General features: G+C 71.4%; 11 protein-coding genes. 3 read left to right on the forward strand and 8 right to left on the reverse strand.

Features of this window, described 5'->3' with window-relative positions; genetic code table 11:
• Together ACPPVX_RS10410 and ACPPVX_RS10415 are read right to left on the reverse strand one after the other, a co-directional pair.
• Positions 1-336 carry a potassium channel family protein gene (locus ACPPVX_RS10410; RefSeq protein ID WP_426574831.1) on the reverse strand — a complete coding sequence of 112 codons (336 nt, stop codon included), beginning with the start codon at positions 334-336 and terminating at the stop codon, positions 1-3.
• 293 nt (positions 337-629) lie between these two features.
• Positions 630-1,142, reverse strand: coding sequence for a hypothetical protein (locus ACPPVX_RS10415; RefSeq protein ID WP_426574832.1), 513 nt, complete (start codon positions 1,140-1,142; stop codon positions 630-632).
• 176 nt (positions 1,143-1,318) lie between these two features.
• On the opposite strand from ACPPVX_RS10415, the gene ACPPVX_RS10420 reads away from it, so the two are divergent.
• Positions 1,319-2,395 carry a polyprenyl synthetase family protein gene (locus ACPPVX_RS10420; RefSeq protein WP_426574833.1) on the forward strand — a complete coding sequence of 359 codons (1,077 nt, stop codon included), beginning with the start codon at positions 1,319-1,321 and terminating at the stop codon, positions 2,393-2,395.
• Between the two features lie 18 nt (positions 2,396-2,413).
• Here the strand turns inward: ACPPVX_RS10420 and ACPPVX_RS10425 are convergent, their stop codons facing one another.
• Both ACPPVX_RS10425 and ACPPVX_RS10430 read right to left on the reverse strand, forming a co-directional pair.
• Positions 2,414-3,115: an alpha/beta fold hydrolase gene (locus ACPPVX_RS10425; protein ID WP_426574834.1), complete on the reverse strand. Its 702-nt coding sequence runs from the start codon at positions 3,113-3,115 to the stop codon at positions 2,414-2,416.
• Entirely contained in the window at positions 3,112-4,068 is a 957-nt protein-coding gene (locus ACPPVX_RS10430; RefSeq protein WP_426574835.1) for an alpha/beta fold hydrolase, read from the reverse strand. The genes ACPPVX_RS10425 and ACPPVX_RS10430 overlap by 4 nt, the downstream gene beginning before the upstream one ends.
• Before the next feature lie 118 nt (positions 4,069-4,186).
• Here ACPPVX_RS10430 and ACPPVX_RS10435 point away from each other — a divergent pair, with 118 nt between their 5' ends.
• The gene (locus tag ACPPVX_RS10435; RefSeq protein WP_426574836.1) at positions 4,187-5,611 is read left to right on the forward strand and encodes a lipopolysaccharide biosynthesis protein; all 1,425 of its coding nucleotides are present in this window, start codon (positions 4,187-4,189) and stop codon (positions 5,609-5,611) included.
• 110 nt (positions 5,612-5,721) lie between these two features.
• Here ACPPVX_RS10435 and ACPPVX_RS10440 read toward each other — a convergent pair whose 3' ends face one another.
• The 3 genes from ACPPVX_RS10440 to ACPPVX_RS10450 are packed head-to-tail and all read right to left on the reverse strand — an operon-like array spanning position 5,722 to position 9,566.
• Entirely contained in the window at positions 5,722-7,524 is a 1,803-nt protein-coding gene (locus ACPPVX_RS10440) for an O-antigen ligase family protein (RefSeq protein ID WP_426574837.1), read from the reverse strand.
• A 58-nt stretch (positions 7,525-7,582) separates the two neighbouring features.
• A complete protein-coding gene (locus ACPPVX_RS10445) occupies positions 7,583-7,927 on the reverse strand; it encodes a pilus assembly FimT family protein (protein ID WP_426574838.1) in 345 nt (114 codons plus the stop codon).
• Between the two features lie 49 nt (positions 7,928-7,976).
• Positions 7,977-9,566: a PilT/PilU family type 4a pilus ATPase gene (locus ACPPVX_RS10450; RefSeq protein WP_426574839.1), complete on the reverse strand. Its 1,590-nt coding sequence runs from the start codon at positions 9,564-9,566 to the stop codon at positions 7,977-7,979.
• Between the two features lie 101 nt (positions 9,567-9,667).
• Between ACPPVX_RS10450 and ACPPVX_RS10455 the strand changes: the two genes are divergently transcribed.
• The gene (locus tag ACPPVX_RS10455) at positions 9,668-10,786 is read left to right on the forward strand and encodes a type IV pilus twitching motility protein PilT (RefSeq protein WP_426574840.1); all 1,119 of its coding nucleotides are present in this window, start codon (positions 9,668-9,670) and stop codon (positions 10,784-10,786) included.
• A 48-nt stretch (positions 10,787-10,834) separates the two neighbouring features.
• On the opposite strand, the gene ACPPVX_RS10460 is transcribed toward ACPPVX_RS10455, so the two are convergent.
• Positions 10,835-13,966, reverse strand: a complete 3,132-nt coding sequence (locus ACPPVX_RS10460) for a hypothetical protein (protein ID WP_426574841.1) — start codon at positions 13,964-13,966, stop codon at positions 10,835-10,837.
• Positions 13,967-13,978: the final 12 nt, after the last annotated feature.

Consider the following 13,978-nt stretch of genomic DNA (forward strand, 5'->3'; position numbering starts at 1 on the left):
CTACGAGAGGTGCTCCCGGGCGGCGGGGGTGGAGGTGGCCACCCGCCCGAGCAACCGGACCACCGTGGCGATCAGCGTGAGGTTGAGCATGATCTGGAGGCTGACCAGCAGGCGGGCCTCCTGGCCCGAGGGCACGATGTCGCCGTACCCGACGGTGCCGATCGTGACGATCGTGAAGTAGAGCGCGTCGATGCGGGTGTGGATGTCGGGGAACTGATCGGTGTGGAGCGACAGGGAGTAGTAGCTCCCGGCGAAGCCCACCACGACCAGCGAGAACAGCAGCGAGATCACCGCCAGCGCCTCGGCCAGCGGGTGCTGGGCCGACCGGATCCGCACGATCCTCCGCACCGCGTACGGCACGCCGATCGCGGTGGCGACGAAGCCCAGGCCGGCGCCGAGCAGCCAGGCGTTGTCGTCGAACGGCGTGATGAAGTAGAGGAGCAGCGCGACGGCTGGGATGAGGATCGCCCGGACGAGGGCCTTGGACGCGTCGCGGTCGATGTGGATCCCGGGGGGTCGCTGCGCCGGGATGCGGGCGGTGCGCTTCTCGGGCTGATCTGGGCTGGGCTCGTCGATGGCGCGATCCTACGAGTCGCACCACCAGCGGAATCGGACCCGTCGGGTGCCGTTCAGCCGTCGACCTCATCGCAGCGGGCATCGACCGAGAACCGCTCGGCCTTCCCGTCGGGCGTGGGCTCGTCGTTGGCATCGACGGGCACGGCCTCGCCCGCGAACTGGATGCGGCTGCCGCGCAGGCGAGCCGACGTGATCGAGCCGGGAGCGGGCCCGGTGGAGCCCTTGCGCTCCCACGCCTCCGTCCCGAACGCCGCCACGCGGGTCTCGGTGGAGGCGGGGTCGAGGTCGACCGTGGCGCCGGTGGACTCGGTGATGCCGGTCTTGTCGTCCTTCTTCAGCCCCATCACGCCCTGCAGGACGGCCCCGTCGGGCGCCCGCGCCACCACGAAGACGGTCTGCCCGTCGAGCCCGCACGACGACACCTTGTAGGTCTGGGAGGTGCCGCCGATGGCGACGACGGCGGTGCGGTCGGCGAACTCGTCCTTCGAGCACCCCGCCAGGCCTCCGACCACCGCCACCGCCACGGCCAGGGCGGCGAGCGACCGTCTCGACCCCAGGGTTCCCATGGCCACAGGCTACGGGCCGCTGCTCAGGCGCAGCCCCTCCTCCCCCAACGTCGAACGCGGCACCGTTCCCGGCTGCGACCGGCGCTCATCCGTGCCGGCTTCCGGGGAGCGGGGGTTCCGGGGCGGGGGCGGTTCGATAGGGGGAAGCAGGGCGGACCGCCTTAGCCTCACTCCTGATGGCCGGACCCGCATCGACCTCCGACACCGAGCCGCTCCCCGCTGACCTGGGGATCGTGGCCTCGCGCGTCGAGGGCCGGGTCACCGAGCTCCTCGATCAAGAGACCGGCCGCTGGGCGGCGGTCGACCCCGATCTGCTGCACCCGCTCGAGGCCCTGCGGGCCCTCGTCATGGCCGGCGGGAAGCGGCTCCGCCCCGTGTTCTGCCACTGGGGCTTCGTGGCTGCCGGCGGCGCTCCCGACGACCAGCGCATCATCGATGCCGGCGCCGCGTTCGAGCTGCTCCAAGCGTTCGCCCTCATCCACGACGACGTCATGGACGGCTCGGCCACCCGGCGCGGCGAGCCGGCGGTGCACCGGCGCTTCGCCGACCGCCACGGCGAGCAGGCCTGGGCCGGCGAATCCCGTCGCTTCGGCGAGGGCGTGGCCATCCTGGCCGGCGACCTGGCCCTGGTCTACGCCGACGTCTTGATCCCCGACGGCGGCCCCGAGCTGGCCGCCCTGTGGCACGAGCTGCGCATCGAGCTCAACATCGGCCAGTACCTCGACCTGGCCGGCACCGCCACCGGTGGCGTGGGCCGCGAGGGCGCACGCCGCATCGCCCGGCTGAAGTCGGGCCGCTACACCATCGAGCGCCCGCTCCAGCTCGGCGCGCTGCTCGGCGGCGATGCCGAGCTGGCCATCCAGCTCAGCACCTACGGCGACCCGCTGGGCGAGGCGTTCCAGCTGCGCGACGACGTGCTGGGCGTGTTCGGGCTGGAGAGCCGCACCGGCAAGCCGGTGGGCGACGACCTCCGCGAGGGCAAGCCCACGTTGATGCTCGCCGTGGCCCACGAGCGCGCCCACGGCACCGACGTCGAGCTCCTCGCTCGCGTGGGCGACCCCGACCTCGACGCCGAGACCATCGCCGAGCTCCAGGCCCTGTTCGTGTCCACCGGCGCGCTCGATGTGGCCGAGGCGGAGATCACCGCCCTCGCGGCCCGGGCCGTCTCGGCCCTGCCGGCGCTCGACCTCCCCGACCACGCCGACCTCGCCTTGCGCGACCTGGCCGATTTCGTGGTGGCCCGCACCACCTGACGCCGGCCCGAGCCGCAGCTACGCCGGCGCCGCGCTGAGGCCGACGGCGGCGTACCGCCGCAGGGCGGCGGCGAGGGACTCGATGACCACCCCGGGCTCGGCGGCCACCGCGGTCAGCCACGGGGGGCGGACCAGGGCGGCGATCGCGATGGGGTCGTCGCGGCCCGAGAACTGCAGGGCGAGGCGCGCGTACGTGGACGCGTAGTCACCGGGTCGCACGTCGCGCGCCATCTCGATGAGGGCGAACGGATCGGGTGGCGCACCCGGCGACGGCACCGCCGCAGGGGCCTGCGCCGGTTGGAAGAGGATCGGCGAGTTCGGGGTGGCGCCGCCTCCGGCGAGCCCGGGCCCGTCGCACAGCACCGCGCCCACCACCAGCTCGGGGCGGGCGCCGGCGATGAGCAGCGCGACGTAGGCGCCGAGGCCGCGGCCCACCACCGTGCACGGTCCCATGACGGCGAGGGCGGCATCGACGTCGGCCATCAGCACCTCGGCCGTGTAGCCCCCGCCAGGGGCTCGGCTCGACTCGCCGTGCCCGGTGAGGTCGAGCCCGAGCACCGGGCCCGGCCACGACTCGGTGAAGGGAGGAGGCGCGGTGGGCGTGGACTCCCCGAGGCCGTGCACCAGGAGCAGCGGGCGCCCGGTGCCGGGCCGGAGCTCGTGCAGTGCGAGGCGGACCTTCACGTGGGTGAGGAACCGGGTGGTGCGCTCGGGGCTCACGAGACGAGGTCCAGCACGAGATCGGCGACCACGTCGGGCCGCTCGATGTGGACGAAGTGGCCGACGCCGTCGAGGGGGACGAAGCGAGCACCGGCCGGCAGGTTCGGCACCACGTCGTCGGGGACGGTGCCCCACCCCATGACCTCGATCTCGAGGCCGAGGATGCACAGCACGGGCATCCCGAGCGACGGCAGCCGCGACATCGACCACTCGGGCCGCCACGGGCCGAAGCCGCCCATGCGCATGGCCGGATCGATCTTCCAGCGCCACCCGTCGGGCGACTCGAACCCGCCGATCCGCACGAGGTAGCGCAGCCAGTCCGGTGACAGCCGCGGGTTCATCCGGCCGCGGCGCTCGACGAGCTCATCGATGGTGCCGGGCCTGCGGATCTTGTCGGCGGCGGCCCGGCGGTGACCGAGCCAGTCGGCGATCTCGCCGCTCAGCAGCTTGGTCCGGTGGTGGTCGGGCACATCGGGTGAGGTCCGCGCCGAGGGCATGCCGTCGAGGTTGACGAGGTGGCTCACCCGGTTGGGCAGCGCGTCCGCCAGGTGCAGCATCACCGAGCCGCCCTTGGAGTGGCCGAGGACGGGGATGGCGTGAGGCCCGATCGAATCGAGCACCGCCATCGCGTCGCGCACGTCGGCGTCCCAGGCGTACAGCGCGGCGTACTCCGAGTCGGCGTGCCCGCGCTGGTCCCACGACACCACCCGGAACCCGCGATCGGCCACGAGCGGTGCCAGCACGTCGAAGGTGCCGGCGAAGTCGAACCCGCCGTGGGCGAACAGGAACGGAGGTGCGTCCTCGTCGCCCCACTCCCACACGGTGAGGGAGATGCCGCCCGCATCGACCTGCCGCCGCCGGTCGGGACGACGGGCCCCGGGCACCGGCTCGAGGCCGCGGGCCGGGGCCTCGCTGCGGGTGGGTGCGGGGTCGAACACCGTGATGCCGGCCATCGGCGCAGGCTACCGGTGCTTCTTGACCGGAGGGTCAAGGATCGGGCGGGTTGTGCCCGATGACCGCCGGCCCTCGGACCCGGGTCGGGAGCAGGCCGAGTCCTACAGTGGAGCCGTTGTGTCCGCTCTGCCTCCTTCTGCTCCGCTCGACGGGTCGGCCGTGATCACCGACGACACCCTCCCGCCGGAGGTCGAGCCCGTCGCACCGCCCACCGGTCGGCTCTCCGCCCTCCGCTCGAGATCGAGCGGCTCGGCATCCCGCCACCTCCTCACCGGCTCGAGCGTCCTCGTGCTCGGCGCCGCGGTGCAGGGCTTCGGTGGCCTGGCGTTCTCGATCTTCGTCAGCAAGATCGACGTCAAGAGCGACTTCGGCAACGCCACCGCGCTGTTCACGTCGGTCCTGTTCGTCACGTACCTGGCGGGCCTGGGCCTGCCGGTCGCACTGGCCCGCTACGCACCCGACCGCAGCGTCGACAGCCACGTCATCTTCTCCTGGGCGGTGCTCGCCACCATCCCCGCGTCGCTCATCGCCTCGGGCCTCTACCTCTGGTTGGTCGCCCCCAACGCGGCGCACGTGCTGTGGGACTGGAACCCGGTGGGCGGCTTCGTGCTGTTCGGGCTCGTGGTGGTGGGCTCGGCGTTCTCGCTGATCTTCGACGTCCGCTGCATGACCATGCGACGGTGGAACCTCGTCCTGGCGCGCATCTGCGTCGTGGCCGTCGCCAAGATCGCCCTGCTGCCCCTGTTCCAGCAGTCCGACCAGCGGGCGCTGTGGATCTTCCTGGACCTGGCGGCACCGGTGGCCATCTCCGGGTTCCTCGGGGTGGCGTTCATCGGCAAGATCACCGGCGGGCGGCACCGGCTGCGCCCCCGGCCGGCGTCGACCCACGCGGCCATCCGCTACTCGGCCATCAACTACGTGTCCACGCTCGCCTACCAGGCGCCCTACTTCGCCCTGCCGGTCATCGTGCTCACCAACGTCGACAGCACCACCAACGGCAGCTTCTACGTGGCCTGGGGCATCGTCGCCATCGCCTTCTACGTGCCTTCGGCCATCGGCCAGGCCCTGCTGGCCGAAGGCGGGAAGGGCGGCGCCCACGTGCAGACCCAGATGCGCCTGGCCATGGGTCTCGCCGTGTCGCTCATGGCGCTCGGCACCGTGGTGGCCTTCTTCGGCAAGGGCCTGGTCATCGCGGCCTTCGACAAGTCGTACCAGGAGGCCGCGCACATCCTCCCGGCGATGATGCTGGCGGGCATCCCGTGGGCCATCACGTCGCTGCTGCTCACCGAGGCCCGCGTCCTCCACCGCAACGTCGCCACCGTGATCATCACCGTCACGCTGACCCTGTCGATCATCGTGCCGGCGCTGATCCTCGTGCCCGAGCACGGCCACGACGGTGGGCTCGACGGTGCGTCGGCGGCCTGGCTGCTGGGCAACATCTTCGCCGCGGGGGTGGCCATCGTGGTCACGCTGATCAGCCGCCGGGTGGAGTCACCCACCCACGCCATCGAGGAGCTCGACCCGCTCGCACCGGTGATCTGACGCGGTCGCGGGCTCCAGCCGGGCCCGAGCAGCGGGAGCAGCCCTCACCGCGGCCTCGACCGGTCCATCGCCTCCGGGGGACCGCTCCCGTCACCCGGCTCGGTGACGGGTCAACCGCCCCCGGAGGGGTCGGCAGCGCAGTCGACGAGCTCGCACCTCGCGTCGCTCCACCGAGCGGACGCGGCGCGGTCGTGCAGCTCCGATGACACCTTCCGCAGCGCGTCGATCGTGGTGAGCGACCACGGGTGCAGCTCGTTGGCCCGTTCGAGCGCGTGGCGCGTCGCCACCAGCCGGTCGTGCCTCGATCCAGGGGCGGCGACGTACTCCACCTGAGCGAGCCGGAACCACCAGGTGTCCCGGTCGGGTTCCAGGCCCACCGTCCGCTGCGCCGCCCGGCGCATCTGGGCCTGGTTCCGAGCGTCGGGCCCGACGTCGTTGAAGTGGAGCCGCAGCTGCGTCTCGGCGTCGGACACGACCGGGTCGTGCGGCAGCAGGCGCCGGGCCCGAGCGAGGTCGTCGAGGGAGGCGTCGGCGCTGCCGCGGTGCACCGCCTGGTCCACCAGGAACGATCGGCCGGCGCCGATCGACGCCACGAGCACGAGGATCGCGGTGGCCACCCCTGCCACCGCGCGCCGCGCCGCGGTGGTCAACGCCGGGATGCCGGTCGGGTCGGCCGCTCCGAGCGCGAGCAGGGTGACGGGGGCCGTCCCGATCGAGATCGGCTCCAGCAACCACGAGAGGGCGATGCCCAGCGCGAAGAGCGCGAGCGGCCCTCGAGCCCGCCGCCCCGCGGCGACCGCGAACCCGACCACCAGCACGAGGCCCGGGATGCCGATGCTGAAGAGCTGCTCGATCAGCACGTTGTGGGCATCGAAGAACACCTGATCGGGACCTTCGCTGCGGGCGAACTCCGCCGAGATGTGCGGCGTGGTGGCGGGAGCGAACTCGTTCGGGCCCCAGCCGAGAAGGGGGCGCTCGGTCACGCGGTCGAACGCGTCGCCCCACATCTCCAGGCGGGTGCCGATGCCGCTCTCGCCACCGTCGGCCGCTCGGGTCGCGGCCGATCCCTGCTGCCCCAGCGGGACCATCAGCAGCAGTCCGAGGGCGATGGCGAGCACCACCAGGGCGATCCGCTTCGCCCCGATGCGGCGGATCGCGACGAGGGCCACCACCACGCCGATCGCCGCGCCGCTGCGACCCCCGGCCGCCTGGGAGCCGGCGACCATCAGGGTGACCAGCGGGAGCCCGAGCCACCAGCGCGCCACCGGGCGGCCGACGGTCCAGGCGGCGAGCGGAACGGCGCCGGCCATCAGGCTCGCGAGGTACACCGGGTTGGGCAGGAGGCCGAGCGCCCGCCCATCCGTCAGCGAGAGGATGCCCTGGTGGTGGTGGACCGCCACCTGGCCGATGGCCACCGCGGCGTTGATCACCAGGCCGATCAGCACGGCGCCGACGAGCAGCCGGGTCCCGGTGGGTCCGCGCCGCCGTCCGGCGGCGTAGCAACCGAGGAACAGGACCAGGAAGATCCAACCGCGGTCGGTGCCGAACCCCGATGCCAGGGATCTCCGGACGTCGTCGGACAGCGCCGTGGCGGCACCGGCCGCCACCAGGAAGCCGGCCGCCCAGCGCGCCGGCGCGTCCCCATCGATCGCGAGGCGCACGAGGGCGACGATGCCTGCGGCTCCGAGCGGGGCGAGCACGATGAGCCGGGCGGTGACCGGTCCCTGGTCCAGCCCAGGGACGTAGACGACCAGGAGGAGGAGGGCAGCGGCGGCGACCAGGAGGTCGAGCTCCCGACCCCCGCTCGAAGGTCCCGGCGGCGGACCATCGACCTCGGGCTCCCGCGGGACGGCATCGACGACGGGCAGGGCCTCACCCGCGACGGCCACCGCCGACTCCGGTTCGTCGGACATCAACGGCTCATCGGAGCGGTCGGGCACGTTCGGGGTCGATGATCACCGGCGGGAGCGCTCAGCGGCACTCGGCCCGGGCCGGTTCGAACGTCGGATCCTCACCCTTGGCCCCGGGGTTGTAGGTCCAGCCATCGATCGAATCGACATCGTGGAGGCCCACCTTGGTCAGGGCGTCCAGATCGGGCGCGGCGACGCCGAACTGGGCCTCGTACTGCGAGGAGGCCGCCTTGAGGGCGCGCAGCTCGGTGTCGCAATCCGTGGCGGCCCGGTCGGACCGGATGCCTCGGAGCGATACGACGGCGACCAGCACCAGCCCGGTGAAGACGACCAGCACCAGGACGAGCTCGGCGATGGTGAACCCAGAGGTGCTCGCACTGCGATGCTTCCGCCCTACGGCGACCATGGCGTCAGTTCCTCACGACATCGGACGGTCCGACGGTAGCGGACCCGGGTCAGGGCCTACCGGTCGGCGGAGGAGGAAGCGGAGCGAGACCGACCGCCCGGCCGAGCTCGTCGGGGTTCTTGGCCCGGCGGACGGCCTCACGACCCTCCACCATCCCACGGCGCACCAGATCGGCCAGGGAGTCGTCCATGGTCTGCATGCCGGCCCGCTTGCCCGAGGCCATCGCGTTGTGGATCTGGTGGACCTTCCCTTCGCGGATGAGGGCCCGGATCGCGTTGTTGGCGAACATGAGCTCGCACGCCGCCACCCGGCTGCGGCCGTCGACGGAGGGGAGCAGCTGCTGGGTGATCACGGCCTGCAGCGAGTTCGCCAGCTGCACCCGGACCTGCCCCTGCTGCTCTCCGGGGAAGACGTCGATGATGCGGTCGACGGTCTGGGCGGCGTCCTGGGTGTGGAGGGTGGCGAAGACCAGGTGACCGGTCTCCGCGGCGGTGATGGCGGTGGAGATCGTCTCGAGGTCGCGCATCTCGCCCACGAGGATCACGTCGGGGTCCTGGCGCATGGCCGACGTCAGGGCGACACCGAAGCCGAGGGTGTCCTCGCCGACCTCGCGCTGGTTGATCAGGGCGACCTTCGGCCGGTGCACGAACTCGATCGGGTCCTCGATCGTCATGATGTGGCAGTGACGGGTCCGGTTGACGATGTCGACCAGCGACGCCAGGGTCGTGGACTTGCCCGAACCGGTCGGTCCGGTCACGAGCACCAGCCCGCGCGGGAGGTCCGCCACGGTCCGCGCCACGGGCGGCAGGCCCAGGACGTCGAAGTCGACGACCTCGTACGGGATCACGCGGAACGCCGCACCCACCGCGTTGCGCTGGAGGAACACGTTGACGCGGAACCGGACCTTGGCGCCCATGGCGTGGGAGGTGTCGAGCTCGCGGGTCTCCTCGAACTTGGCCTGCTGCCGGACGGAGAGGATCGAGTAGACGAGCTCGCGGATGCGCGTCGCGGTCAGCGCCGGCTCGTCGGGCATGCGGATGAGGTCGCCCACGACCCGCATGAAGGGCGGTTCGCCCACCGCGAGGTGCAGGTCGGATGCACCGAACCCGAGCAGGCGGTCGAAGAGCCGGTACAGCTCCGTGGTGTTGTCGTTGCGGGTGGATCCGCCGTGCTGCGCGTCGTGGGGCCCGGACCCGTCGGCGAGGTCCGCGATGGCGGCGGTGATCGACTCGTCGTCGGTGAGCCCGACGATGAGGTCGGGACCCCCGGCGGCCACGAGGTGGTCGGCGATCGCGCGCACCGATGCGGCGACCGCGGGCGCCGAGAACGCCACGAGCAGACCCGCTTGGTCGAGCCGGATCGGGATGGCCCGGTGCGCCACGATCAGCTCTTCGGGCAAGATCGCGAGGGCTTCGGGATGGATGACCTCGCTGCCCATGTCGACGTACTCGGCCCCGGTGGCAGCGGCCCATGCCGCGGCCAGGTCGGCGGCGGGCAGCGCCACCGACGACTCCAGGACCGCGGGGAGCAGCACCCCGGTCCGCGATGACTCGTCGAGCGCCGCGTCCATGGCCTCGCGAGTGATGACGTGGCGATCGACGAGCGCTTCGCCGAATCGTCGAGCTTGGCTGTTGAGCACTGGATTCCCCCTGGTAGCACTGCGCCTGAGCGGACGCACCGTACACGGCTCCCGGCCGCAGATCGCGTGCCGCCCATCGAGGAGTGCGCGAGACTCCCCGGATGAAGATGAGTCAAGTCAACATCGAGCCCATCTCGGGGCTGATCCAAGCCCTGTGGGAGTCCGGCGGCACCGACATCCACATCGGCGCCGACGCGCCGCCGATGATGCGGGTCGACGGCGACCTCCACCCCTTCCCCGGCCACCAGCCCCTCCACGCGGACGACGTCGAGTCGATCCTCGAGGCGATGCTGCCGGCCGAGCTGCTCGCGCAGTTCGAGGTGACCCGCCAGGTCGACTTCTCGTTCTCCTGGAAGGATGCCACCCGCTTCCGCGGCAACGCCTTCCGCCAGCGCGGCGCGGTCAGCCTGGCGCTGCGGGCCATCCCGTACCAGATCCCCACGATGGAGGAGCTCCTGCTTCCCCCGGTCATGGAGACGTTCTGCAACAGCCACCAGGGCCTGGTGCTGATCACCGGACCCACGGGCTCGGGCAAGTCCACCACCCAGGCCGCCATGATCGGACGCATCAACGCCACGCGGCGGCGGCACATCCTCACGCTCGAAGACCCGATCGAGTACGTCCACAGCCACCAGATGTCGATGATCTCGCAGCGAGAGGTCGGGTTCGACACCCCCACCTTCCAAGACGGCCTCAAGGCGGCGCTCCGCGAGGATCCCGACGTCGTCCTCGTCGGTGAGATGCGAGATCCCGAGAGCATCGCCACCACGCTGACCATCGCCGAGACGGGGCACCTGGTCTTCGCGACGTTGCACACCAACGACGCGTCGACGGCCATCGACCGCATCATCGACGTGTTCCCGAGCGAGCGCCAAGCGCAGATCCGCGTCCAGCTGGCCTCGTCGCTCGCGGGCGTCGTGGCTCAGCGGCTGGTCCCCCGCCAAGACGGCGGCATGATCGCGGCGTTCGAGATCCTCCTGGCGAACAACCCGGTGCGAGCGCTGATCCGCGACGGCAAGACCCACCAGATCCGCAACGTGATCGCCCAGAGCGTCCGCGACGGCATGCAGACGCTCGAGCAGAGCCTCTCGGTCCTGATCGCCCACGACCTCATCAGCCACGAAGAGGCGCTCGCCCGGGCGGTCGTCCCGACCGACATCCGGACCGCCGCCACCCACGCAGAGAACAACCCGGCCGCCGGGGCCGTCCCCGTCGCCTGAGCGAACACCGGCTGCGGGTCGGGCCGATGGGCCCGACCCGCCGGCCGATCAGTGCTTGGTAGACCACCAGAGGGTCTGGGGGATGTTGGCCTTGGGCTGCACCGCCGGGTTGTTGGCGGTGGCCGGGTCGATCTCGAAGCGGACCCGCGACCGGGTGAGGACGCGGTCACCATCGGTCGTGCTGCACGGCGCGTTGGCCGTGACCCGAGCGGCGCTCTGGATGCACGAGGTGAACGTCGCCTCGCGAGGCGCGGTGTCCTTCTTGATGACGACATCGACGGACGATCCGGTGTAGCCGGCGCGCTTGGCGTAGCCCGTGACCCGGAGGTGGCGGACGACGATGCCGCGGGTGACCGATGGGTACGCGGCGTCGCTGTCGTCGATCTCCAAGGCGCCCGACGGGGCGTAGACCGTGCCCTGGATCGAGAACCGCCCGAACCACTTCGACTCGTCGGTCTGGAGGAGCGGGATGGGCGTGTTCTGCACCGTGCTGTCGGCCTTCAGGACCGCGCAGTCGGGGTTGGCCAGGCCGGCCCAGTAGTTGGGCAGGCCGCGGACGCAGCCCGAGGCCGGGACGACGACCCGCGAGTTCGCATCGACGGGCTTGAGGTTGACCAGCATCTGGATGCCGTCGAGCTTCTCGTCGATGCCGCCGGTGCACGACCCGCCAGGGGCGCAGATCGCCGTGCGGCTGGCCCGCCACGCCACGGTGAACCCGGTGCTGAGGAGCGAGCCGCCGCCGTGGTCGCCCGTGAGGCAGGAGGTGACGTCGGCGGCCTTGCTCCGCGTCTGGGAGTTGTCCAGCGTCACGCCCATGTCGGAGGCGGCGCAGCCCTGCACCTCCATCTTCGCCGAGCTCCCGGGCGTGATCACGCCGAGGATGTTGAACAGCGGTGCGTTGGTGTACGCGGCCCGCAGCTGGACGCTGTCGATGGCCATGCCGGCGGGCGGCGTGTAGCCGTCGAAGTTGAAGTTCGCGCTGGCGGTGTTGGTGCCTCCGCCGCCGATCACGAAGCCGAACAGCGAGAGGCAGGTGATGCCGTTGTTGTCACAGCTCGACGAGCGCCGGAGGTTGGCGGTGGCAGCCGAGCCGCCCGAGGACTCGGCGATCACCTTGGCGTTGTTGGGGTTGGCCAACGTGGTGGCTGCGCCCGAGGTCGACGGATCGACGGCCACGGTGCTCGGCTGGATCGGAGGGAGCGCAGGTGCCTCCCAGATCCCGATCTGCTGGTGGTCCTCCGGGTTGGTGGGGAAGGCGCCAGCGCACACCTGGAGGTTGCCGTCGGCCACGTAGATGTGCGAGTCGCCTCCGAGGATGAACTGGGCACCCGCGCCCTCGGGGTCGCAGTCGACGGCGGCGGTGCCGGAGCTGCCGACGCTGGCCGGGAACGAGGTGGTGGGCGTGGTGCTGAAGTACGCCTTCACCCCATCGAGGCGCACCTTCGGGCTGCCGCTGTTGCCACCGTTGCCGGTCGCCCGGTAGGTGACCTGCATGCCGTTGATGAGGTCGGCGGAGCTCAGGCAGGCCCCCAGGGCCGATGCCTGGTTCGCGGTGAAGGTGTCGGTGGTCATCGTGGTCCGCTGCGGCAGGGTGAACGTGCCGCAGCTGGCCTGCCGACCGGACTCGGGGCCGACGGCCCGCACCTCGACCGAGGGCGTGATGCCCGAGCCCGCATCCTCTTGGTGCGCCACCTGGAGGAAGATCGGCCCAGGGTTGGACCCGACCTTGTCCGGGCCGGTCACGACCTGGGGAGCGAAGTTGCGCACCCGGATCGACCGGTCGGTCGAGCGGCAGCCGAACAACGGGATGCAGAAGCTGGCGGAGTAGGTGGCGACGTTGCCGGAGCTGCCGCCGTCGCCGATGAGCTTGGCTCCGTCGGCGTTGGACCACGACTGGGAGAGACCAGAGTCGACGGTGGTGGCCTGGTTGAGGGTGACGGTCTGGGAACTGCCGGAACCGGGCACGGCCAAGGGGTTGAACCCGCCGGTGCCGGTGCTGCCGATCTTCACGCCGCCGGCGACCACGCGGGGCGTCTGGGTGGCCGAGCCACCGATGCAGAGCCGGTGGCTCTGCGTGGCCGCCATGTTGCAGCTGTAGCTCGCGGAGGTGTTCTGGAAGCCGAAGTAGTACGCACCCGTGACATCGTCGGTGGTCTGGAGGAGACCGTCGGGCCCTGGCTCGGGAGCGAACCAGATCGTGCGGTCGGAGCACGCCGGGTTGGCCGTGTACTTGTTGATGACGTTGGCGTCCTTGTACCAGCCCGGCTGGAAGATGATCACTCCGCCCCGGGTGCTGCAGCCCTCGGCGTCGGTGTACTGCACCAGGCTCGTGCCGTTCCACCAGTAGGGGTTGGTGCGGACGTTGTCCCAGTTGATCGGGACGTGATCCCACGCGGAGTCGCCCGCCGCCGGGTCGGTGACGCTCAGGCCGGAGTTGGCGGCGCACAGCGGCGAGGTGCCCACGCAGCCCGCCTTCGCCTGGACCGAGTGCGTGGTGTCGGTGCGGATGTTGAAGCCCGCGGTGGCCTTGATGTTGCCGGCCGCCAGCACGTTGCCGTTGACGGTGAACTCACCGGCGGGTCGGGAGCGGGTCTGGCACACGAAGCCGACGCCGTTCGGCTGCTTCACCGAGTTGTACTGCAACAGGATCGAGGGCTCGGCCGAAGGCTCCGGGCTCTCGGGGCTGAAGAAGTTGACGAAGTCGGAACCGCAGCCGCTGTTGTTGTACTGGTTGGAGCCCTGGTTCTTGGACTCGTTCTGCTGGGCGCCGAGCGCCACGATGGCGTTGTCGGGGACGAGGCCGCCCTGCGACGGCTTGCCCGATCCGCCGTTGCGGTCCGCGGCGCAGCTCGTCGTGATGGTGCCGACCTCGCTCGGGACGTGGTACACGCACGCCGGATCGTTGACCGAGAGGGCGGGGTCGCGGGCCAGCTTCGGCTGGTCTCGCACCCAGTTGACGGCGGCGCGGATGGCGTTGTCGCCGGCATAGCGCTGCTTGCGGATGGTGCTGTACGTGCGGTCCGAGCTCACGCTGGTGCCGCTGTAGGTGAGCAGCCCCGCCAAGATCACGCCGAGGACGATGATCATCACCAGCGCGATGACCAGCGCGGCACCGCGCTCGCTGCATCGGCGGAGTCGGTCGGTACCGGCCAGACGGTGGTGCGAGACACGTGATCGCATCAACTTGGGTCC

The organism is Aquihabitans sp. McL0605, assembly GCF_049993875.1.
Lineage (GTDB): Bacteria > Actinomycetota > Acidimicrobiia > Acidimicrobiales > Iamiaceae > Aquihabitans.

Bases quoted from the DNA above. Each gene is read 5' to 3' on its own strand.
- ACPPVX_RS10415 (WP_426574832.1), bottom strand. From the start codon at position 1,142: ATGGGAACCCTGGGGTCGAGACGGTCGCTCGCCGCCCTGGCCGTGGCG.
- ACPPVX_RS10420 (WP_426574833.1), top strand. From the start codon at position 1,319: ATGGCCGGACCCGCATCGACCTCCGACACCGAGCCGCTCCCCGCTGAC.
- ACPPVX_RS10430 (WP_426574835.1), bottom strand. From the start codon at position 4,068: ATGGCCGGCATCACGGTGTTCGACCCCGCACCCACCCGCAGCGAGGCC.
- ACPPVX_RS10440 (WP_426574837.1), bottom strand. From the start codon at position 7,524: ATGTCCGACGAACCGGAGTCGGCGGTGGCCGTCGCGGGTGAGGCCCTG.
- ACPPVX_RS10445 (WP_426574838.1), bottom strand. From the start codon at position 7,927: ATGGTCGCCGTAGGGCGGAAGCATCGCAGTGCGAGCACCTCTGGGTTC.
- ACPPVX_RS10455 (WP_426574840.1), top strand. From the start codon at position 9,668: ATGAAGATGAGTCAAGTCAACATCGAGCCCATCTCGGGGCTGATCCAA.
- ACPPVX_RS10460 (WP_426574841.1), bottom strand. From the start codon at position 13,966: ATGCGATCACGTGTCTCGCACCACCGTCTGGCCGGTACCGACCGACTC.